The sequence below is a fragment of the Herbidospora sp. RD11066 genome, from assembly GCF_054661255.1.
In genome coordinates this window covers 784493-804384 of the sequence record NZ_BAAGDO010000001.1, presented here as the reverse complement: position 1 = coordinate 804384, position 19892 = coordinate 784493, and the positions used below count along the sequence as shown (strand labels likewise).

The 19892-nt window shown below is 69.2% G+C and carries 22 protein-coding genes; 11 read left to right on the top strand and 11 right to left on the bottom strand.

Going from position 1 to position 19892, the window contains the following annotated elements; translation table 11 throughout:
* Window positions 1-41: 41 nt before the first annotated feature.
* On the bottom strand, window positions 42-2225 hold the full coding sequence (locus ACYQ78_RS03715; RefSeq protein ID WP_459799222.1) for a discoidin domain-containing protein: 2184 nt from the start codon (window positions 2223-2225) through the stop codon (window positions 42-44).
* A 418-nt stretch (window positions 2226-2643) separates the two neighbouring features.
* Between ACYQ78_RS03715 and ACYQ78_RS03710 the strand changes: the two genes are divergently transcribed.
* Entirely contained in the window at window positions 2644-3513 is an 870-nt protein-coding gene (locus ACYQ78_RS03710) for a hypothetical protein (protein ID WP_459799221.1), read from the top strand.
* 153 nt (window positions 3514-3666) lie between these two features.
* Here ACYQ78_RS03710 and rox read toward each other — a convergent pair whose 3' ends face one another.
* The 4 genes from rox to ACYQ78_RS03690 all read right to left on the bottom strand — a co-directional run bounded on the left by rox (window position 3667) and on the right by ACYQ78_RS03690 (window position 8375).
* A complete protein-coding gene (gene rox / locus ACYQ78_RS03705) occupies window positions 3667-5076 on the bottom strand; it encodes a rifampin monooxygenase (protein WP_459799220.1) in 1410 nt (469 codons plus the stop codon).
* A gap of 98 nt (window positions 5077-5174) precedes the next feature.
* A complete protein-coding gene (locus tag ACYQ78_RS03700; RefSeq protein ID WP_459799219.1) occupies window positions 5175-5924 on the bottom strand; it encodes a lysophospholipid acyltransferase family protein in 750 nt (249 codons plus the stop codon).
* A gap of 28 nt (window positions 5925-5952) precedes the next feature.
* On the bottom strand, window positions 5953-7605 hold the full coding sequence (locus ACYQ78_RS03695) for a thiamine pyrophosphate-binding protein (RefSeq protein WP_459799218.1): 1653 nt from the start codon (window positions 7603-7605) through the stop codon (window positions 5953-5955).
* Window positions 7602-8375, bottom strand: a complete 774-nt coding sequence (locus ACYQ78_RS03690) for a cyclase family protein (protein ID WP_459799217.1) — start codon at window positions 8373-8375, stop codon at window positions 7602-7604. Before ACYQ78_RS03690 ends, ACYQ78_RS03695 begins: the two co-directional genes overlap by 4 nt.
* Before the next feature lie 120 nt (window positions 8376-8495).
* On the opposite strand from ACYQ78_RS03690, the gene ACYQ78_RS03685 reads away from it, so the two are divergent.
* From ACYQ78_RS03685 to ACYQ78_RS03645, 9 genes are all read left to right on the top strand, one after another.
* A complete protein-coding gene (locus tag ACYQ78_RS03685) occupies window positions 8496-8771 on the top strand; it encodes a hypothetical protein (RefSeq protein ID WP_459799216.1) in 276 nt (91 codons plus the stop codon).
* Window positions 8772-8786: 15 nt separating this feature from the next.
* Window positions 8787-10157: a sensor histidine kinase gene (locus tag ACYQ78_RS03680; RefSeq protein WP_459799215.1), complete on the top strand. Its 1371-nt coding sequence runs from the start codon at window positions 8787-8789 to the stop codon at window positions 10155-10157.
* The gene (locus tag ACYQ78_RS03675; protein WP_459799214.1) at window positions 10154-10816 is read left to right on the top strand and encodes a response regulator transcription factor; all 663 of its coding nucleotides are present in this window, start codon (window positions 10154-10156) and stop codon (window positions 10814-10816) included. Before ACYQ78_RS03680 ends, ACYQ78_RS03675 begins: the two co-directional genes overlap by 4 nt.
* Window positions 10817-10904: 88 nt before the next feature.
* Window positions 10905-11645, top strand: a complete 741-nt coding sequence (locus ACYQ78_RS03670) for a hypothetical protein (protein WP_459799213.1) — start codon at window positions 10905-10907, stop codon at window positions 11643-11645.
* The gene (locus ACYQ78_RS03665; RefSeq protein WP_459799212.1) at window positions 11642-12202 is read left to right on the top strand and encodes a class F sortase; all 561 of its coding nucleotides are present in this window, start codon (window positions 11642-11644) and stop codon (window positions 12200-12202) included. The genes ACYQ78_RS03670 and ACYQ78_RS03665 overlap by 4 nt, the downstream gene beginning before the upstream one ends.
* A 56-nt stretch (window positions 12203-12258) precedes the next feature.
* Window positions 12259-13251 carry a dihydroxyacetone kinase subunit DhaK gene (gene dhaK / locus ACYQ78_RS03660; protein WP_459799211.1) on the top strand — a complete coding sequence of 331 codons (993 nt, stop codon included), beginning with the start codon at window positions 12259-12261 and terminating at the stop codon, window positions 13249-13251.
* On the top strand, window positions 13251-13838 hold the full coding sequence (dhaL, locus tag ACYQ78_RS03655) for a dihydroxyacetone kinase subunit DhaL (protein ID WP_459799210.1): 588 nt from the start codon (window positions 13251-13253) through the stop codon (window positions 13836-13838). Before dhaK ends, dhaL begins: the two co-directional genes overlap by 1 nt.
* A gap of 1 nt (window position 13839) precedes the next feature.
* Window positions 13840-14220, top strand: a complete 381-nt coding sequence (gene dhaM, locus ACYQ78_RS03650) for a dihydroxyacetone kinase phosphoryl donor subunit DhaM (protein WP_459799209.1) — start codon at window positions 13840-13842, stop codon at window positions 14218-14220.
* An 11-nt stretch (window positions 14221-14231) separates the two neighbouring features.
* Window positions 14232-14597, top strand: a complete 366-nt coding sequence (locus ACYQ78_RS03645; RefSeq protein WP_459799208.1) for a cupin domain-containing protein — start codon at window positions 14232-14234, stop codon at window positions 14595-14597.
* Here the strand turns inward: ACYQ78_RS03645 and ACYQ78_RS03640 are convergent.
* From ACYQ78_RS03640 to ACYQ78_RS03630, 3 genes are all read right to left on the bottom strand, one after another.
* Window positions 14590-14919, bottom strand: coding sequence for a glyoxalase/bleomycin resistance/dioxygenase family protein (locus ACYQ78_RS03640; protein ID WP_459799207.1), 330 nt, complete (start codon window positions 14917-14919; stop codon window positions 14590-14592). The genes ACYQ78_RS03645 and ACYQ78_RS03640 overlap by 8 nt on opposite strands.
* A 57-nt stretch (window positions 14920-14976) precedes the next feature.
* On the bottom strand, window positions 14977-15639 hold the full coding sequence (locus ACYQ78_RS03635) for a neutral zinc metallopeptidase (protein WP_459799206.1): 663 nt from the start codon (window positions 15637-15639) through the stop codon (window positions 14977-14979).
* 120 nt (window positions 15640-15759) lie between these two features.
* Complete coding sequence (locus ACYQ78_RS03630; protein ID WP_459799205.1) at window positions 15760-16251, bottom strand: SRPBCC family protein; 492 nt, start codon at window positions 16249-16251, stop codon at window positions 15760-15762.
* A 307-nt stretch (window positions 16252-16558) separates the two neighbouring features.
* On the opposite strand from ACYQ78_RS03630, the gene ACYQ78_RS03625 reads away from it, so the two are divergent.
* Window positions 16559-17224, top strand: coding sequence for a peptidoglycan-binding domain-containing protein (locus ACYQ78_RS03625; protein ID WP_459799204.1), 666 nt, complete (start codon window positions 16559-16561; stop codon window positions 17222-17224).
* On the opposite strand, the gene ACYQ78_RS03620 is transcribed toward ACYQ78_RS03625, so the two are convergent.
* From ACYQ78_RS03620 to ACYQ78_RS03610, 3 genes are all read right to left on the bottom strand, one after another.
* Complete coding sequence (locus tag ACYQ78_RS03620) at window positions 17217-18026, bottom strand: hypothetical protein (RefSeq protein ID WP_459799203.1); 810 nt, start codon at window positions 18024-18026, stop codon at window positions 17217-17219. The two genes, ACYQ78_RS03625 and ACYQ78_RS03620, sit on opposite strands and share 8 nt — an antisense overlap.
* 40 nt (window positions 18027-18066) lie before the next feature.
* Entirely contained in the window at window positions 18067-19257 is a 1191-nt protein-coding gene (locus ACYQ78_RS03615) for an RNA polymerase sigma factor (protein ID WP_459799202.1), read from the bottom strand.
* A 357-nt stretch (window positions 19258-19614) separates the two neighbouring features.
* The gene (locus ACYQ78_RS03610) at window positions 19615-19869 is read right to left on the bottom strand and encodes a Smr/MutS family protein (protein ID WP_459799201.1); all 255 of its coding nucleotides are present in this window, start codon (window positions 19867-19869) and stop codon (window positions 19615-19617) included.
* Window positions 19870-19892 lie beyond the last annotated feature (23 nt).

Here is a 19892-nt window from a genome sequence, read left to right as displayed (position 1 = left end):
GGGGTGCCCTCCGGGGGGCCGGAGCCCCCCGGAGAGGTTGATCACTGGTACACGCGCACGTAGTCGACGAGCATCTGCTTCGGGAAACCGGTGGAGGCGTCCGGCGGACCCGGCCAGTCACCGCCGACGGCGAGGTTGAGGATGACGTAGAACGGGTGGTCGTAGACCCACGGACCGCGGGTCGCCTCGACCTGGGCCTTGCTGAGCGTGAAGACCTGCCGGTCGTCGACGAACCACGTCATGCCCTGGCTGTTCCACTCCAGGGCCCACTCGTGGAAGTCGTCGGAGAAGTCGGCGCCGTTCGGCAGGGTGTTCGGCGCCCCGATGCCGCCGCCGCCGTTGTAGGCCGGCGCGTGGATCGTGGTGTACGACGTCTTCACGTCCTTGCCGAGCACCTCGACGATGTCGATCTCCCCGTTGTACGGCCACGGCCGCCCGGTCAGGAAGTCGGCGCCCATCATCCAGAACGCCGGCCACAGGCCGTTGCCCTTGGGCACCTTGATGCTGGCTTCCACGCGACCGTAGGTGAAGTGGAACTTCGTGCCGGTGTTCATGCGGTGCGAGGTGTACTGGCAGGTGCCGCCCGGACAGGCGGAGCCCGGCGTGACCTCGCGCCGCGCCTCCATGACCAGCTGGCCCGCGCCGTTCATGTTGGCGTTGTTGTTGTTGGTGTAGTACTCCAGCTCGTTGTTCGGGCCGGTGCCGACGTCGGCGCGCCACTTCGCCGGGTCGGGCTTGGTGCCGGCCGCGCCGTTGAACTCGTCGCTCCAGACCAGCTGCGGGGGGTTGCGCGGGTCGGGCGGAGCGGCGGGCGGGGTGTTGGGGGCGCCGCCGGTGCCGTACACCTGGAACTCCCAGAGGGAGTAGCCGTAGGCGGTGGCACGCTGGGTGCCGTACATCCGGACGTACCTGCCGCTACCGGACACGGTGAGGTTCTGCTTGAACCCGGTGCCGGTCGTGGTGGTGTAGATCGGCGTCCAGTTGGTGGCGTCGTTGGAGGTCTGGATCTGGAACGACCTGGCGTAGGCCGGGTCCCACTGCAGGACGACCCTGCTGATCTGGGCCACCGCGCCGAGGTCGACGTAGATCCAGCCCGGGTCGACCCAGCCCGTGGTCGAGCTCGTCGCCCAGCGGCTGGCGGCGTCGAGGTCGAAGGCGCGGGCCGGCGTGCACTCGTAGCAGTTCACGTCGCTCTGCGACGTCGAGGCGACGGCGGGCTTGTTGTACGACAGGAGCCGCGTCCCACCCGGGTCAGGTGACGGAGAGGGCGACGGACTCGGAGACGGAGAGGGACTGGGCGAGGGAGACGGCGACGGGCTCGGGCTTGTCGTGGTCGTCCCGGTCTTGACCTGGATCTCGAAGAGGCTGACGCCGAACGGCAGCGCCCGGTTGCTCATCACGATCCGCAGGTAGCGGCCCGACCCGGTGGCGGTGATGTTCTCGGTGCCGCCCGCGCCGGTCGTGGTCGCGTAGATCTGGGTGAACGTGGTGTTGTTGGGCGAGGTCTGGATCTGGTACGTCCGCGCGAAGGCGGCCTCCCAGACCAGCGTCAGGCCACAGATCGACGTGGTGGCACCGAGGTCGATCGTCACCGACTGGGGCTCACCGTAGGCGCTGGCCCACCGCGTGCCGGCGACGCCGTCGACGGCGTTGGCCGCGACGAAGGTCCCCTCGGTGGAGGTCGCGGTGATCGGCTTGCCGAGGGCGGCGTTGCCGCCACAGGTACCGGTCGGTCCGGTGGAGCCGTACACCTGGAACTCCCACAGGGAGTAGCCCCAGGCGGTACCCCGCGCGGTGCCGTACATGCGGACATAACGGCCCGTGCCGGTCACGGCGAGGGTCTGGACACCGCCGGTCCCGGCGGTCGTGGTGTGGACGGTCGTCCAGGTGGTCCCGTTGGTGGAGGTCTGGATCTGGAACGCCCGCCCGTAGGCGGCCTCCCAGTTCAGGACGACCTGGCTGATGGTGGCCGAGACGCCCAGGTCGACCTGGATCCACTGCGGGTCGGCGAAGGCGCTGGCCCACCGGGTGCCGGTGCTGCCGTCGACGGCGGCGGACGCCGCGAAGGCCCCCTCGACCGAGGAGGCGGTGGCGGTCTTCCCCTGCGAGAGCAGGGTGTCGGCGGCCTGGGCCGGCTGGATGGCGACGTAGGAGGCGAGCAGCGCCAGCGCTGCCGCGATGAGCACGCCCAGGCGTAACCGGCCCGGACTGCGCGATGAACTCAACGTGTCTCCTCGGGAGGGCGGGGGGTGAAGTTCGGGGAGCGCTCCCTGGGCCCTGAGGTTCCCCTTTTGTTCCGATATCTGTCAAGTATCAAATTAACTCCGACGTAACGAATACGAAAGGGTTAACCGACCGGGAGAGCGCTCTCCAGAAGGGATCATGAGCCTGACGAGTGGCGTTTGAGCTTTGAATATCCGATGGAACGGTTTCCGCCGACGTCAGGGGGCGATTCACTGACAGATGCCGGTACGAGCCATTGACGAGGGCGGGCAACACGGGCGACCCTTGTGAGGGAACGTTCTCTTCATGATCATCTAGCGGAGTTTCGTAGATCCGTGGACCGGCTTGGACGTCCACTAGACCTATAACGACTTGATAACTCGACGGATTCAACCGGTGGCGGATCGTAATGTCATCGGCGTGCCCCCGACAACGGAACACGAACTCTGGCTGGACCTGTTCACCAACAACCCCCGCCTGGCCCCCGACCTTCTGGAGGAGACCTTCGGCGTTTACCTTCCTCGCTACGAGGAGGCCCGCGTCGAGTCACCGGTGATGAACGAGTCCGTGCCCGTGGAGCTCCGGGCCGACCACGTGATCGTCCTCCGTGACAAGGGCAGGCCGGTCCTCGCCTGCGTCGTCGAAATGCAGCGCAAGCACGACCCGCGCAAGCGCCTGGCCTGGCCGAAATACGTCGTGGGCGCGTTCGCACGCCACGACTGCCCGACCATCCTTCTGGTGATGTGGCCACACGCCGAGGGTGCCGAACGCATCGCCACACCCATCGTCATCGGCCCTTCCTCGATGGTGACGCCCCACGTCATCGGACTGTCCGCCCTCCCTGTGGTGACGGACGAAGCACGCGCCATCGCCAACCCCGAGCTGGCAGCCCTCTCCGCCCTGGCCCACGCCGACGGCCCCCACCGCGAAAAGGTGCTGGCCGCAGCCGGAGCAGGCATCCGGGCTTTCAGGAAAAAGATGGGCAAAGAAGCCCAAAACTACACTGACTATCTTTCGGTGGCGTTGAGCGAGGACGCCTCGGAGCTGTGGAGGAAACTGATGGGCGTGGGAACCTACGAGTACCAAAGCGACTGGGCCCGCGGATACGTCGCGATGGGCGAGGCGAAAGCCGTGCTGGCGATCCTCGCGAACCGGCAGTTGACGGTGACCGAGGAGGTCCGCGACCGCATCCTCTCCTGCGTCGACCCCGAACTGACCGAAGCGTGGCTCGACCGCGCCTTCGAGGTCGACAGCGCCGAGGAACTCCTCACGCCCTGCTGCGACTCCTAGCCGCGCCCAAGACCGTCAACCTCGTAGATCAGAGCGGTGTCCCGCGAACTGACCGGACGAGCCCGCATGCACGCCCTGTCCGCACCACCTCTTGGTCCCTCCCGGCACACCGCACTTCGACGGCGGCCACATCAACGCCTCTTCAAAGATCACTCAGGTCAGGCCTGGCTTGCCGAACCATCTGGCCAGCTGGACGACCAGCTCGTCCTGGTCTTCGCCGGCCCAGGCCACATGCCCGTCGGGCCGGAGCAGCGCCGCCGGGACGCCCACCTCCTCGTTCACGACGTCGACCCGGTCGGCCCAGCCCTCCACCGAAAGCCGACCGGTCTGGTCGACGAACACCCCCCGGCCGCCGTGCATCGACGAGTAGAGACTCCCGTGGTTCCGCATCCGGCGGCCGACCAGGTCAGGGCCTTCGCCGAAGTCGTAACGCACCCCGATCGCGGTGACCTTCTCCAGCAGGAACCGGGTCACGTTCTCGAAGTCCATGAGCTCCGACAGCAGGCTCCGGACCGCCTGGGGACCAGGTTCGGTCGACAGCAGGAGCATCTGCGCCGCCGTGTTGGTGAGCACGTCGGCCGCCACCGGGTGGCGCTCCGAGTGGTAGGTGTCGAGAAGGTCGGCGGGCGCCCATCCGGCCAGTTCAGCTGCCAGTTTCCAGCCGAGGTTGAACGCGTCCTGAATACCCAGGTTGAGCCCCTGCCCACCCGTCGGAGGATGAATGTGCGCCGCGTCCCCCGCGAGGAAGACCCGCCCCACCCGATACCGCTCCGCCTGCCGCGTCGCATCGCCGAAGCGCGACAGCCAGCGCGGAGAGTACGCGCCGAAGTCCGTCCCGGCGGTCGCGACCAGCTGCCGCCGGAACTCCTCGATCGTCGGCGGCACCCCCCGGTCGTCCGCCACCCCGGCCGCGGGCACGATCACGCGGTAGAACCCGTCGCCCTGCGGCCCCGCCCCGAACCGCAGCTCCGTCTTGCGCACCTCGGCCATGACAGCCGCCACGGTCTCGGCCGGTGCGGTGAGTTGCATCTCCCCCAGCAGTGTGTCGACCCGGCTGGCCTCGCCCGGAAACCCGACGCCGAGCAGCTTGCGGACGGTACTGCGCCCGCCGTCGCATCCGACCAGGTAGCGGGCGGCGAGAAGGGTGCCGTCGGCCAGTTCGGCCGTCACTTCGGACTCGTTCTGGCTCAGGCCGACGAGCGCGTTCCCACGCCGGATGTCGGTGCCGAGGGAGAGGGCGTGGGCGGTCAGCAGGCGTTCGGTCGTGGGCTGCGGGATGCCGAGGATGTAGGGGTGGCCGGTGTCCAGCACTACCGGGAAGGGCTTGATGATGCCGGCGAAGTGGCTCCGGAGCGGGTACTGCTGTCCTTCGGCGAGGAAGCCGTCGAGGATGCCCCGCTGGTCGAGGATCTCGATGCTGCGCACGTGCAGGCCGAGCGATTTGGCGATGATGGTCGGTTCGTCGGCCGCCTCCACGACGACCACCTCGACGCCGTGCAGGCGCAGTTCGGCGGCGAGCATCACACCGGTCGGACCAGCTCCGACGATGATCACGTCAATCATGAAAATCCCCCATCTGCGTGAACAGTGGGAGATTGTGCAGCACACCCGGGGTCTTGCCGCAAGACCCGGGGTGCGCTATAGCTTGGTAGTGGAGGGGGTTACTCGCCCCGATTCTCCCGTTCCTTGCGCTCCGCCTCGTCGAGTGCCGCCGCCTCTTCGGGGGTCGGGGCCGTGCCTCCCAGGTGGGCGGGCTGCCACCAGGTTCCGGTGCCGTCGTCGGGGTAGGACCGCTGCGCCTTGTCGACCAGTTCCGACAGGCGGCGGTGCAGCTCGGCGGTGGCGGCGTCCATGTCGTCGCGGCGCTTGGGGTGCATCGGCTCGCCGATCGAGATGGTGATCGGGATGTTCCGCTGCATGATCTTGCGCGGGCGGCCCTTGGTCCACAGGCGCTGGGTGCCCCACAGCGAGATCGGGACCAACGGGACATTGGTGGCGGCGGCCATGCGGACCGCGCCGTTCTTGATGTCCTTGATGGTGAACGACTGGCTGATCGTCGCCTCGGCGAACACGCCCACCACCTCGCCCGCCTTCAACGCCTTCAGCGCGGCGATGTAGGCCCCTGCGCCCTCGGCGCGGTCGACCGGGATGTGGTGCATGCCGCGCATCAGCGGCCCGGAGATCTTGTGGTCGAACACCGACTTCTTCGCCATGAACCGCACCAGCCGCTTGGCCGGTCGCGCGCCGAAACCGGCGAACAGGAAGTCGAGATAGCTGATGTGGTTGCTGACGAGGACCGCCCCGCCGGTGGTCGGGACGTTTTCGGCACCCTCGATGTTGATCTTCATTCCGAGGACCTTGAACATCGTCACTGCGGCCCCGATCACCGGGGGATACACGATCTCAGCCATGCGAGAACCGTAACCTACGAACCTCCGATCAGTGCCCCTTGAACGCCTCCTCCAGCCACCACGAGCCGCGTTCGCGGGTCACCTTCGCGTGGATGAGAAGGGGCAGGTCACGGGGGCCGTCGACCCACTCACGCACCGCATCCAGATCGGCCGCCAAGCGCACCGTCACGGCGGCGCAGCCGAAGCCCCGCCCGATGGCCGCGATGTCGACCGGCGGGAAGGTGACGGTGCCGTGCGGGGCCCCGCGGAAGTGGTGGACCTCGGCGCCGTAGCCCTCGTCGTCGTACACGACGACGACCATCGGGAGCCCCAGCCGGACAACGGTTTCGAGCTCCGCGACGCCCATCAGCGCGCCGCCGTCGCCGAGCGCCGCGACGGGCAGCCGGTCGGGCCGCGCCAGTGCGGCGCCGATCGCGGTCGCGAGACCGAGCCCGATCGACTGGAACGACTGCGTGAAGCAGAACCCGTATTCGTCGGGGACATCGAGGAACATCGCCGGATATCCCATGAAGTTTCCCGAGTCGACGGACACGATCCGTTCGGCCGGAAGCAGCTCGTCCAGCCGGATGGTCAGTGTTCGCGGGTCGATGCGCCCCTCGCCGCTCTCGTCGGCGTAGGCGACGTCCTGCCAGCGCCGCTCGCTTTTCAGGCGCGCGGCCAGCTCATCGCTCCGGTATCCGTCGCGCTGATCTTCGAGAATTTCCGTTACGGCTGTCGCACACCCTGCCACCTCCCCGACGACGCCGAAGCTCACCGACCGGTGAGCCCCGATCGCCGAGGCGTCGAGGTCGACCTGCACGACTGTGGCCGAAGGACCGATGAGCGCGCCGTGCCGCATCGTCCACATGTTGAGCGCGCACCCCCACCCGACGATGAGATCCGCACCTCTGATCAGCTCGGCGGCGAGCGGCGTGGCGAACCCGCCGGACACGTCGAGGTCCCAGGGGTTGCCCTTGAACAGCCCGCGCGCGACGGCCGAGGTGGCCAGCAGCGCCCCGGACTTGTCCGCGAGAACCTCCAGCTCACGCCGGGCGAGCCTGGCCCCGCGTCCGGCCACGAACACGGGCCTCTCGGCGGCGGCCAGCGCCTCGGCGAGCCGCTCGACCGAGCCGAACGCGGCCTTTTCTGGAGAAAGCCGGGCCGAATCGGCGAAGGCGGGCAAGACGTCCGGCTCCGACGGCTCCGAGTTCCCGCCGCCGACCGGCTGCGCCTGCACGTCGAGCGGCAGGTTGAGCAGGACCGTCCGGCGTTCCCGTCGAGCGGTCCGGTAGGCCGCGGCCGCCTCCGTGACGGCCGTCTCCCCCGACGTGATCCGCAGCGACACCGCGCCGACCGCCTCGGCCAGCGCCGCCTGGTCGACCCAGAAGTTCGACAGCGGCGAGGTCACCTCGCCCGCCAGCACGAGCAGCGGCGTGCGGCTCTTGGCCGCTTCGGCGAGGCCCGTCATCAGGTTGGTGAGCCCGGGACCCTGGTGCACGGTCACCACGCCGACCTCGCCCGACATCCGCGCGTAGGCGTCGGCCATGGTCGCGGCGCCGCCCTCGTGCCGGGCCGCGACGAAGCGCGCTCCCCCGGCGACGAGGGCGTTGGTCACGTGGAAGTTCCCGGAGCCGACGACGCCGAAGACGGTCGTGACCCCGAGCGAGGCCAAGGCCAGCCCGACGGCCTCGTCGGCGTTCACCTCTCGACCAGGGCCAGCACGCGGACGGGCGACCCCGAGCCACCGGCGATGGGAAGCGGCGGCGCCACCACGACCGCTCCCGTGGCGGGGAGCTTGTCGAGGTTGCGGAGCTGGGTCAGGCCGTACTTCCCGGCGCCGAGCAGGAACGAGTGGCACGGGAACGCCGGGTCGAACGAGTGGGCGGCGCCCGCGTCGGTGCCGACCGTCTCCACGCCGAGCCCCACGATGGGCGTCTCCTCGGCCAGGTAGCGGGCGCACTCGACCGAGATGCCGGGCGTGTGCGGACCCGTCTCATTGGCGTTCAAAAAGGAAGCCTGGTCGTGCGCGCGGACATCCCAGCCGGTCCGGTAGAGGAGCCAGCCGCCCTCGGGAAGGGGGCCGTGCTCCTTCGTCCATGCCGTGACGTGCTCGATCTCCAGCAGGAAGTCGGGGTCGGCGGCGGCGCGGTCGGCGAAGTCGAGCACGACGGCGGGCGCCAGCAGCTTGGCCGGGGGCACCTGCGAGACGTCCTCGCCGTCGCGGGCGGTGACCCAGTGGATCGGCGCGTCGAAGTGGGTGCCCGTGTGCTCGCCGGTCGAGATGTTGTTCCAGTACCAGCCGGGGCCGCGATCGTCGTACCGGCTGATCTCCTGGAGCGTGAAGGGGACGGTGTTCCCGAACGGCTCGGGCAGCATCAGGATCGGGGTCGACTCGGCCAGTGGCGCGGTGAGGTCGACCACCTCGATCGAACCGCCCTTGATTCCCTCGACCAGATCACGCAGCACCGACATGTCAGAACCCTTCCCTTGAGCTTTCGGTGATCTTCCTACAGGTTCGGCGGCGCGGGGAAGATGAGAGTCTTCTCATCGTCCTCCCATGATGTTCTCCTGAAGCGGTCCGAGACTGGGGCCATGCGTCGCAGGGTGTCCGTGTTGTTGCTGATCGCCGGGACGGTGGTGGCCGCTTTCGCGATGTCCGGCGTCTTCACCGCGTTCGGCGACGACGGACCGCAACTCGGCGGCGCGGTGGTCGTGACCGCCGAACCGAAGACGCCCGAACCGAGCCCGTCGACGTCCCCCAGTAAGGCCCCGAAGAAGACGGGTGGCGAACCGGTCAAGCCGCCACCCCCCAAGCAGGGCGGGGACGATGACGACGGAGATGACGACGACGATGACGGTGACGACTGATCGCGGCAGGGTTCGATGAGTGCCCGTGCCCGCATCGTCGGCTGGATGTTCTGCCTGGTCGCCCTGGCCCTGTCGGTGTCGTTGTTCACGACGTGGACCGTCCTGCTCGGCCGGGTCGACGCCCGGGTCAGCGCCGAACTCGAGAACGAGACCGAGAAACTGCGCCGGTTCGTCGACATCGAGACCCGCAACGGCCCGCCGGCGAACGTGGCGGCGCTGCTCGACTCGTTCCTGTCGGTGAACGCCCCCGACCAGTGGGAGACCTACTTCCGGGTCGTCGGTGAGGATGTCAAGATCACCGGTGTCGACCGGCTGGCCTCCGTGGAGACCGGTCCGCTCATCCGGAGGATCTCCGCGCTCACCGAACCGGCCGCCGGGTGGACCGACAGCGAGGCGGGCCGGGTCCGCTACGCCGCCATCCCTGTCAAGGTCGGCCCCGAGGTCGGCCAGTTCGTGGTGGCGGTCTTCTACGACCGGCACCGCGAGGAGGTCGTCGAGGCGGTCCGGGTGCTGGCGATCACCGGCCTGGTGGCGCTGCTGCTGGCGGGCGCGGCCGGATGGTTCGTGGCCGGGCGGGTGCTGGCCCCGATCAGGCTGGTCCGCCAGACCGCCGAGGCGATCTCCGACAGCTCCGACCTGACCCGGCGCCTCGACGTCACCGGCAACGACGACGTGGCGGCGCTGGCGGCGACGTTCAACCACATGCTCGACCGCCTCGACCAGGCCTTCGCCGCGCAGCGCACCTTCGCCGACGACGCTGGACACGAGCTGCGCACCCCGATCACGGTGATCCGGGGGCACCTGGAACTGATGGGCGACGACCCCGACGACCAGCGCGACACCCTCGCCCTCGTCAACGACGAGCTGATCCGGATGAACCGCCTGGTCGACGACCTGCTGACGCTCGCCAAGGCGGGCCAGCCCAACTTCCTCACCCTGGAGCCGGTCGAGCTCGCCGACCTGACGGTGGGCGCGGTGGCCCGCGCGCGGGCGTTGGCCGACCGCAAGTGGCGCGTCGACGAGGTCGCCGAGGAGTACGTCCTGGCCGACCAGCAGCGCCTCACCCAGGCGTTGATGCAGCTCATGGCCAACGCGGTGCGCCACACCAACGACGGCGACCTGGTCGCGGCCGGGTCGGCGGTCCGCGACGGCCAGGTGGTGTTGTGGGTGCGCGACACCGGCCCCGGGGTCCCGCTGGAGGATCGCGAGCGCATCTTCCAGCGTTTCGAACGCTCCCGCATCGCCGGGGAGGGCTCCGGCCTGGGCCTGTCGATCGTGCGGTCGATCGCCGAGGGGCACGACGGCCGCGCCTTCGTGATGGACGCCCCGGGTGGGGGCGCCCAGTTCGTTTTGACCTTTCCGTCCGTCATCGAGGAGGCCGTGTGAACCGCATTCTGATCGCCGAGGACGAGGATCGCATCGCCGCGTTCCTGGAGAAGGGCCTGCGGGCCAGCGGTTTCGTGACGACGGTGGTGACCGACGGCCTCGCGGCCTACGAGCACGCGCGGGCGGGCGACCACGACCTGCTGATCCTCGACATCGGCCTGCCGCTGAGCGACGGCTTCACCGTGTTACGCCGCCTGCGCGCGGCCCGCACGGAGATCCCCGTCATCATCCTGACCGCCCGCGACAGCGTCGGCGACACGGTCGCGGGCCTGGAGGGCGGCGCCGACGACTACATCGCCAAGCCGTTCGCCTTCGAGGAACTGCTGGCCCGGGTCCGCCTGCGCCTGCGCAGCGAACGCGCCCCCGAGGCGACCGTCCTCCGCGTCGGCGACCTGGCCCTCGACCTGCGCACCCGCCGCGCCCACGCCGGAGAACGCTCCATCGACCTGTCGACCAGGGAGTTCGCGCTGGCCGAGGCGTTCTTCCGCCACCCCGAGCAGGTACTGTCCCGCGAACAGCTCCTCAGCCAGGTCTGGGGCTTCGACTTCGACCCGGGCTCCAACGTCGTGGACGTCTATGTCCGCTACCTCCGCCGCAAGATCGGCGCCGACCGCATCGAGACCGTGCGCGGCACCGGCTACCGCCTCAAATCCCCATGAGACCGCTCTAACGCGGCTCTCAGAGAAGCCCAACCCCGCGTCGTGAATCTGATCTCAGCGAACGAAACGACCCCAACAGGGAGCTGAGATGAAACTCGAAACGCGCCGATTCCTCCTGGCCTTCGCCGCCTTCGCCACCGTCGGCGGCGCGGCCACCGCCCTCCCGGCCACCGCCCACGCGGCCCCGATGTGGTCGGTCACGGCGGCCGACGACGATGACGACCGCGGCGGCGACGACGACGACCGCCGTGGCGGCGACGACGATGACGACGACCGCCCGCGAGGTGGCGTGGAAACCGGCTCGGGCGGCACCTCGGACGACGACGATGACGACCGGGACGACGACGACCGTCCTCGCGGCGGCGTCGAGACCGGTGCCGGCGGCACCCAGGACGACGACGATGACGACGACCGGCCCAGCGGCGGCGTCGAGACCGGCAAGGGCGGCACGTCCGACGACGATGACGACGACCGCCCGAGCGGCGGGGTCGACACCGGTGCCGGCGGCACCCAGGACGACGATGACGACGACCGGCCCAGCGGTGGCGTGGAGACCGGCAAGGGCGGTACCTCGGACGACGATGACGACGACCGCGCTCGCGGTGGCGTCGAGACCGGGATGGGTGGCACGCAGGACGACGACGATGACGACCGGCCCAGTGGCGGTGTCGACACCGGGATGGGTGGGGCCGCCGATCTGCAGTTCGTCTCGGCCGAGGAGAGCGCGATGAACCCGTGGATTCCGCTCGGGATCGCCGGGGTGGCCGGGGTCGGGGCCGTGGCCGGTCTGGGGATGCTGGCGCGGCGTCGTCAGGGTGACGCCTCGTGAAGACGTACACGATGAGAGCGGGTGCTCTTCTCGCCACGGTGCTGCTGCTGGCGGCCTGCGCGGGTGAGGGGGCGCCGCCTGCCCAGGCGGCGACGGTTCAGGGCGTTCCGGCCGCCAAGGATGTCGCGAACCCGACGCGGGTCCGCATTCCGGCCATCAAGGTCAACTCGCGGATCATCCCGTTGAAGCTCGACAGGAAGGGCAAGCTCATCGCCCCGAAGAGGTTCGACGTCGCGGGCTGGCACAAGTCGGGCCCGGAGCCGGGTGAGAAGGGTGTCGCGGTCATCGCCGCGCACGTCGACTCGAAGTCGGGCCCGGCGGTCTTCTACCGGCTGCGCGAACTGAAGGCCGGGCACAAGATCACCGTCAACCGCGCCGACGGATCGAGCCTGACGTTCACGGTCTACCGGGTCGCCAGGTATCCGAAGAACAACGTACCGAACAAGCTGGTGTACGCCTCGGGCGGCGGCGCCCAGCTCAGGCTGATCACCTGCGGCGGCACGTTCGACCGCGCCAGGCGCTCCTACCGCGACAACATCGTGGTGTTCGCCCGCTGATCACCGGGAAGGGGAAGCCGTGAGAAACGGCTTCCCCTTTCGCCGTGGAGGCAGACGTGAAGAAACTCATCAACGCCGTCGACGACGTCGTCGCCGACACGCTCAGGGGCATGGCCGCCGCCCACCCGTCGCTCCGCGTCGACGTCGAGAACCGGATCGTCGTGCGCGCCTCCGGGCCCACGCCCGGCAAGGTCGGCCTGGTCTCGGGCGGCGGCTCGGGCCACGAGCCGCTCCACGCGGGCTTCGTCGGCTACGGCATGCTCGACGCCGCCTGCCCCGGCGAGGTGTTCACCAGCCCCGTCCCCGACCAGATGATCGAGGCCACCAAGGCCGTCGACGGCGGCGCCGGGGTCCTCCACATCGTCAAGAACTACACCGGTGACGTGCTCAACTTCGAGATGGCCGCCGAACTGTGCGCGGAAGAGGGCGCCCAGGTGGTGAGCGTTCTGGTCAACGACGACGTGGCGGTGCAGGACTCGACCTTCACCGCAGGCCGCAGAGGCACCGGCGCGACGCTGTTCGTCGAGAAGATGGCGGGCGCGCTGGCCGAGCAGGGCGCCCCGCTGGAGGCGGTCGCCTCGATGGCCCGCACGGTCAACGAACGCAGCCGCTCGTTCGGCGTGGCGTTCTCGGCCGGGACGGTTCCGGCGGCCGGGAAACCGACCTTCGACCTGGGCCCTTCCGAGATCGAACTGGGCATCGGCATCCACGGCGAACCGGGCCGTTCCCGCGAGTCCTTCCGGGAGGCGCGGGAGCTGGTCCGGGTGGCCATGGACGCGCTGCACTCCGATCTGCCGTTCTCGGGTGACGTGCTCGTGCTGGTCAACGGCATGGGCGCGACGCCGTTGATGGAGCTCTACATCGCCTATGGGGAGGTGGACGCGTACCTGCGGGAGAAGGGCGCGACCGCCACCAGGTGCCTGGTCGGCAACTACGTGACCAGCCTCGACATGGCCGGTTTCTCGATCACGACCTGCCTGCTCGACGCCGAGCTGACGTCGCTGTGGGACCACCCGGTCGAGACGCCCGGCCTGCGGTGGGGACGCTGATGGACACCGGGTTCTTCGTCCGCTGGATCGCGATCATCACCGAACGCGTCCGCGCCGAGCGCGACCACCTGACCGACCTCGACCGCGCCATCGGCGACGCCGACCACGGCGCCAACCTCGACCGTGGCTTCACCGCCGTCGAGGAGGCTCTGGCCGCGAAGCCTCCGGCGACCCCCGCCGACGTCCTGGTGACCACGGGCACGACGCTGATCCGCAAGGTCGGCGGCGCCTCCGGTCCCCTGTACGGAACCCTGTTCCGCACCCTGGGCCGTTCGATCGGCGACGCCCCCGACATCACCGAAGACGCTTTGGCCGACGCGTTCTCCGACGCCCTGGCGGCAATCTCGAAACTGGGCTCCGCGACCGAGGGCGACAAGACCATGATCGACGCGCTGGCTCCGGCCGTACCGGCCCTGAAAGTGTCTTTCGACACCGCGGCGCAGGCGGCCCTCGACGGCGCCGCCGCCACCATCGGCCTGCGCGCTCGCAAGGGCCGCGCCAGCTACCTGGGCGAACGCAGCATCGGCCACCAGGACCCCGGCGCGACCTCGATGGCCATCGTGATCGACTCCCTGCGGGCGGTGTGACATGGTCGGACTGGTCCTCATCTCCCACAGCGCCCGCCTGGCCGAGGAGGCGGTCGCCCTTGCTGTGGGCATCGCCGGTGACGACGCCCCGATCCGCCCGGCGGGCGGCACCGACGACGGCGGCCTCGGCACCAGCCTGACCAAACTGGAAACGGCCGTCGCAGAGGTCGACCAGGGCGACGGCGTGGTCGTCCTGATGGACCTGGGGAGCGCCGTCCTCACCGCCCGCGCCTTCGTCGAAGATCGCCCCGACGTGGTCCTGGCCGACGCGCCCTTCATCGAGGGCGCCATATCGGCCCTGGTCACAGCGGGAACCGGCGCCGACCTGGCGGCGGTCTTGGCCGCCGCCGAGGAGGCCAGGACGATCGGCAAACTCTGCTAGCCTCGCGGCTCGTGACAGAACGGGTGTACGTGGGCAACGCCAACGCCGACGCATTGCTGGACCGCGGCTGGCTGCTCGGCCACTTCCGTCCGTCCGGCGACGCCCGGCACAGCGACGAGGTCGAAGTGAAGTGGGGCGTCCACCCGAAGGGCGAGACCAGGGCCGAATGGGTCACCGGCGAGTCGCGAACGGCGATGATCGTCCTGATCAGCGGCCGTTTCCGCATGGAACTGCGCGACCAGGACGTGGTGCTGGAGAAACAGGGCGACTATCTGGTCTGGGGCGGCGTCGACCACTCGTGGGTCGCCGAGGAGGAGTCGGTCGTGCTGACGGTGCGGTGGCCGTCGGTACCGGGCTACCGGGCCCCGGCTATGTGACGGTGAGCACGACCGTCCGGCCATCGGGGTCGTTGAGGGTGTGCGAACCGGGCCGGAGGCCCGAACCGGCGGAGAGGTTCAGGCCCAGGCGGAGGCGGCCGGTCGGGGGCTTGTCGCCCGCGGGGTAGAGCTCGAGAACGGTCGATCCGAGCGTCGTGGAGAAGTGCTCCGGGCCGGAGCCGTGCCGTTCTCTCTCGAAGACCAGGCCGAGGCCCGCGTAGAAGGCGCGGCAGGCGTCGAGCCGGTCGGTGTAGACGACGATCAGGTCGAGGGCCAGCGTCAGGGGCTCGGGGGCGGTGCGCACTGCGCGCAGGTCCGGCATGAAGATCTCCTTATGGCTGCCGAGGTTCACCGCGCGCAGCGGCGCCGATCAGATTGTCTACCTTGACGGCTGGGACGCCGTGGGCAGGCAGGCGCGGACGCCGCCTTCGGCGCCCCGGTTGAAGAAGGCGATCCGCTGCTCGGCCGAGCCGTGGTCGCCGACGTCGGTCCACGGGGTGCGGTCGCCCATGCGGGCCAGGGCGTTGCGGAGTTCGGCGACGTCACCGTCCTCGAAGAGGAGCGTCTTCTGGGCCGCGGCGCCGAACAGCGTGGCGCCGGCGAAGCAGTCGGCCTGTAACTCCGCGGCGCGGTGCACGAGGGAGCGCTGGATCCTGGCCTGGACGGCGTGCCCCCACTCGTGGGCGATGACGAGGTAGACCCAGGCGTCACCGGAGCGGTAGCCGCTGGCCATGAGGTCGAAGTCCCAGGCGATGAAGTCGCCGGGCACGCAGTAGAAGGCGTTGCCGAACCCGGTTCGGCTGCCGCCGCAGGCGGGCGGGTTCCGCTTGCCGCGCTGGAAGGAGCCGAAGACGTTGGGGGGCTGGTAGGTGCCCCGGAAGAACTGGGTCCAGTTGCGGGCCCAGTAGGCGTTCGTCGCCTTCGTCGCGGTGGCGATGTCGACGTTGATGTCATCGGCGACGCGCAGCGCCGCGCTCGCCGGGGTGGCGATGAACAGGGACGATGTCAGGAGTACGGCCAGAGCCGCCGATCGGATGCGCATGGAGATCCCGGTGTCCGTGGGGGATGGGACTCCATTGGAAGCGACCTCGTACAGCGGAGAATGTGGCGTTTTTCATAGATGCGCGAATGATGACGGATGCGCATCAATGGTTTTGAACGATCAGTCTTCCGCTTCGCGCACGTCCTTGCCCTGCTCGGCGAACGCCTTGAAATCCCGCATGTGCTGGAGCGACTGCTTGCGGAAGGCGCCGGGCATCAGCAGCCCCATCACCCGCATCAGCAGGCCGCCGAACCGGAATTCGTTCTCGTTCTCCCAGAGCGTCGTCTCCGGACCGGCCTCGGTCAGCCGGTCACGCACGGCGTTCCACATGCCCTCGCCGACGATCTCGCGCTCGAAGTGGACGACGCTCCCTGCCGGGATGCCGAGCAGGTCCGCCGGTTCCCGGCGCGTGATGGTCTCGGTGGCCTCGATCTTCTGCTGCCCCATCTGCAGCACGACCCGCGACCTCGTGCCGACCTGCCCGTGCACCCCGTTCAGCGGCTCGTGCAGCACCAGGCCCCGCAGCCATTTCGGCAGGTGTGCCGGGTCGGCGAGCAGCTGGGCCACCTTCTCCAGCGGCAGGGCGATCTCGATCGAGACGGTGTACTTCATGGCGAAGTGCTCCCCCTTCCCAGCGGACGGGCGAATGCTAACAGCCTCGCCTCGCGCCTGCCGGGCCGTGGAGAGCTTCTTCGCGGCTCCGCCTTATTCGTGCTCGAAATGAATGCGGGTTTCCAGTAGTCCGCTGCGCGGCGACCCGGCGGGGGCCGCGCACGCCGAAATTCATTTCAAGATTTATTCGTCCAGAGGGGGAGATTTCTAGATCATTCCGCACCTCTACTCGAACGGCGCCCAAAACGGGCGCCATGGTCGAGTCGGAGGCCTCGCCATGCGGGTGGTCAAGGGATTAGTGAACTTCGTGTGGTCGGTAGTTCTGGCGGTGCTGGCCGTTTCCGTCATTTCGGTGCTCATTCCCGATCTGCCGGGAGCGGCCGATGACTGCCCGGTCCTGAAAAGAGGCTCGGTCGATCAGCCGGGTGAGACGCCCTGCGTCGAGATGGTCCAGCGGTCCCTGCGGTCCAACGGTCACCCCGGCCAGCGGGTCACCGGATTCTACGGCTCGCAGACCGAGCGGAACATCCGGGACTTCCAGCGCGAGCATGGCCTGACGGTCGACGGGAAGGCCGGCCCGGACACGTTCGCGGCGCTGACCACATCCCAGATGGCGCTCCCGATCGGCCCACCGATCTGCGGAGACGGCGTCTGCCGCTTCACCGTGGGCCGGGAGGTCACCCGCCAGGTGGGCGTCCGGGTGGCGGCGACTCCGGAACTCGTCGGCGACGTGGTGATCGAACTGGTCGCTCTTGGCGTGTGCACCGCGACGAAGATCAAGTCGCGGGTCGGTCAGTTCGCCTGCGGGCAGACCGTGGAGGAGGTCATCGACGACTTCGCCGAGACCCTGGCCAGAGCCGCCAAGCAGCGTGCCTGTGTACGGATCTCCGCAGGTCTCCCGCTGCGCGGCGGCAGCGGGACCCTGCGGTTTCTCGACTTCGCCGTGGACACCTCCGCCCGCTGCGTCAGTTGATCCGTGGCGCGCGCACGACATGGGTCCCGTCTTCGCAACCGTTCGCGGACACGACGAATGTGCCCGTGGAGAAAGGCGTATCGGTCGTGGCCGCGCCGTTCTGGTCGGCGACGACGGTGCGGATCAACGTTCTCACCCCGTTCTCGGTACGAGTGAACGTCGCCGTCGCACCGGCGGGGAGCCCGGTCGCCGAAAGGACGGGAACGGAGTCCGTCCTTTCCGCGAAAGGCGGGTCGGCGGGAACGACCACGTCGCGGGAGGTCATGGTCAGCGTGAGCACGCAGGGCGGGGGACGTACCGAGACCTGGGCCTGGGCGGCGAAGCCCACAGCCTGGATCGTGTACGTCCCCGGGGTGGTGAACACCGGCGAATCGACCTCGAACGTCCCAGAGCAGCAGTCGGTGGAGGCCTGGACGGTCTGGCCACCGGGGCTGACGTTCAGCGTGATCTCGGCGTTGGGCGGGAACCCCGACCCGTCGACCGCGACGTCCCCGCCGAGGTCGATCTCGGCGGCCGCCACCGTGAGTTCGGGCACGATGACGACGACGGTCCCCCGGGCGACGGTGCCGGTCTCCTGCCCGGTCGCGGTGATCGTGTACTCGTTCGCGTCCACTGCCGCGCCGACGGTGAGCCGGACCGTCGCGGTCCCGTCGGCCTCGGCGGCCACGCTCGTCGAATCTGGGGAGGGATCTCCCCGGATGACGATGGTCTCGCCCGCTCCGAAGCCGGTCAGGGCGATGTCGTACGCCTCCTGCCGTTGCAGCACTCCGGCCGGGGGCGTCATGACGGCCGGGGGTGTCACGGGCCGCGTGGGACCCGGCCCGTTCCCCAGAAGACTTGGACTAGCAGTCACACCGGGCGTGGCAACGGGAGGCGGCGCCGCAGTCTGAGTGGGATCGGGCGCCGCGTCCGTGGGGGGTGACGTCAGGGTCGTCGCTGGACACGTCGGCGGGCCGGACCTCCGCGGCGGCCGGCGGCGGGTCGGCCGGTGACGCCGACTGCGTCCACACCCATCCGACCCCGGCCAGCAGGGCCAGCACGAGCGCCGCGACCAGCGTGTTTCCCACTCTCGTACCGGACAGCCGCTTGGAGACCCGTGGGCGCGCGGCCGACGGCGGACGCAGGGGAGCCATGACATCGCGCCGCCTGCCTCTCGCCCGTCCACGCGGCTCGGTGGAGCCGAGATCCTCCTCGCCGGAGACCTTCGTGAACTCCTCCGCCATCCGGTCGGCCAGCGCGGGGACGAGCAGTACCGGGATGAGGCCGGGCAGGTAGGGCTTGACCAGGCGGTCCTTCTCGCCCAGGCAGGCCGGGCAGGCGTGCATGTGGCCGGCGACCCGGTGCCGGAGTTCGGCGGGGAAGGTCCGGGCGGTCCAGACACCGTTGTCCCGGTTCCACATCCGCATGACGCCCAGCAGGTCCTGGCACGCCTCGGCGCCCCGCCCGGCCCGCCACAGGTACTGCGTGTGGTGCGCGAGCACGAGAGCGGTGAACCCGTCTTTGACGACCTGCTTGACGTCGTAGCTCAACCGGCTGGCCCGGGTGGCGGTGATCCCCAGCGCGTCGCCGAGGGCCTGCCCGGTCAACTCCCTGCGCACGGCCAGGTCGTAGACCTCCTGCTGGGGGCCGGTGAGCCCGGCCACCACGATGCCGAGCAGGCGCAGGACCTCGGCCCGCCACACCTTCTCGTCGGTACGGTCGTCGTCGGGAGGGGACCACTGCTCCGGGAGTTCGACCGGCGTCACCAGAACAGAAGGAGTGCGGCGGGCCTCCAGCACCTTCCTGCTCGCCACTCCGTAGAGCCAGGGCCAGAGCTTGTCGGGGCCGCCGGCCGTGCCGACCTTCCGCATCATGACCATGAACGACTCTTGGGCGGCGTCTTCGGCGCGGGCCAGATCGAGTCCCGCCGTGCACACGCGCAACACGTCTTTCGCGTATCGCGCGAATATGCGCTCGTATGCTTCCCGCCGGTTCTCGATCGTTTTCGTGAGCTCGACGAGTTCCTCGTCGGAATAGTCCCCCTGGGCCGTCATCCAGTCCGCCCTCTCTGGATTTCCCCCGAACCGCGAATCCCCCTTATTTGAGCATGCCGCATATGTCTTCCGTGTAACGCTCTGCCATTGAATGACCACCCAATCGGCCACCAATGAAAGCGCCGGCGAATCAGGCCCTCTCGTGTTGCCAGTGGGGTGCGACGGGGACAATGTGGGCTATGGCCGCTATTACCCCAATGCCGGAAATGTCAATGTGCGTGATCCCGAAGATGGGCAGAGGCGACCCGGAGCGGACCGGCTCCATACGGGCCCCCTCGATCAACTGACCGCGCCCGGCGGCCCGTGGAGAGCTCTGCCCGGCCTCCGCCCTCCTGAAGGGCGGATAGGGCGGTCCGCTTACTTGTGCTTGAAGTACACGAACAGACGGCCGTGGTTCTTCGCGTCCTTGTCGATGCGGTGGTACAGCGCCTTGATCTCCTTCTGATCGAGGAAGCGCAGTACCTTCTTCTTCAGCTGGCCCGACCCCTTACCAGGGATGATCTCGACCTCGGTCGCCTTCTTGTCGATGGCTTCCTGGATGATCCCCCGCAGCGCCCTGTCGATCTGGTCGCCCTTGTTGAAGATGTCATGAAGGTCAAGCTTCAGCTTCATGGTCGGAGTCTAAGTCAGCGGTC

Bases quoted from the DNA above. Each gene is read 5' to 3' on its own strand.
- rox (WP_459799220.1), bottom strand. From the start codon at position 5,076: ATGATTGACGTGATCATCGTCGGAGCTGGTCCGACCGGTGTGATGCTC.
- ACYQ78_RS03700 (WP_459799219.1), bottom strand. From the start codon at position 5,924: ATGGCTGAGATCGTGTATCCCCCGGTGATCGGGGCCGCAGTGACGATG.
- ACYQ78_RS03690 (WP_459799217.1), bottom strand. From the start codon at position 8,375: ATGTCGGTGCTGCGTGATCTGGTCGAGGGAATCAAGGGCGGTTCGATC.
- ACYQ78_RS03685 (WP_459799216.1), top strand. From the start codon at position 8,496: ATGCGTCGCAGGGTGTCCGTGTTGTTGCTGATCGCCGGGACGGTGGTG.
- ACYQ78_RS03680 (WP_459799215.1), top strand. From the start codon at position 8,787: ATGAGTGCCCGTGCCCGCATCGTCGGCTGGATGTTCTGCCTGGTCGCC.
- ACYQ78_RS03670 (WP_459799213.1), top strand. From the start codon at position 10,905: ATGAAACTCGAAACGCGCCGATTCCTCCTGGCCTTCGCCGCCTTCGCC.
- dhaL (WP_459799210.1), top strand. From the start codon at position 13,251: ATGGACACCGGGTTCTTCGTCCGCTGGATCGCGATCATCACCGAACGC.
- dhaM (WP_459799209.1), top strand. From the start codon at position 13,840: ATGGTCGGACTGGTCCTCATCTCCCACAGCGCCCGCCTGGCCGAGGAG.
- ACYQ78_RS03640 (WP_459799207.1), bottom strand. From the start codon at position 14,919: ATGCCGGACCTGCGCGCAGTGCGCACCGCCCCCGAGCCCCTGACGCTG.
- ACYQ78_RS03635 (WP_459799206.1), bottom strand. From the start codon at position 15,639: ATGCGCATCCGATCGGCGGCTCTGGCCGTACTCCTGACATCGTCCCTG.
- ACYQ78_RS03630 (WP_459799205.1), bottom strand. From the start codon at position 16,251: ATGAAGTACACCGTCTCGATCGAGATCGCCCTGCCGCTGGAGAAGGTG.
- ACYQ78_RS03615 (WP_459799202.1), bottom strand. From the start codon at position 19,257: ATGACGGCCCAGGGGGACTATTCCGACGAGGAACTCGTCGAGCTCACG.
- ACYQ78_RS03610 (WP_459799201.1), bottom strand. From the start codon at position 19,869: ATGAAGCTGAAGCTTGACCTTCATGACATCTTCAACAAGGGCGACCAG.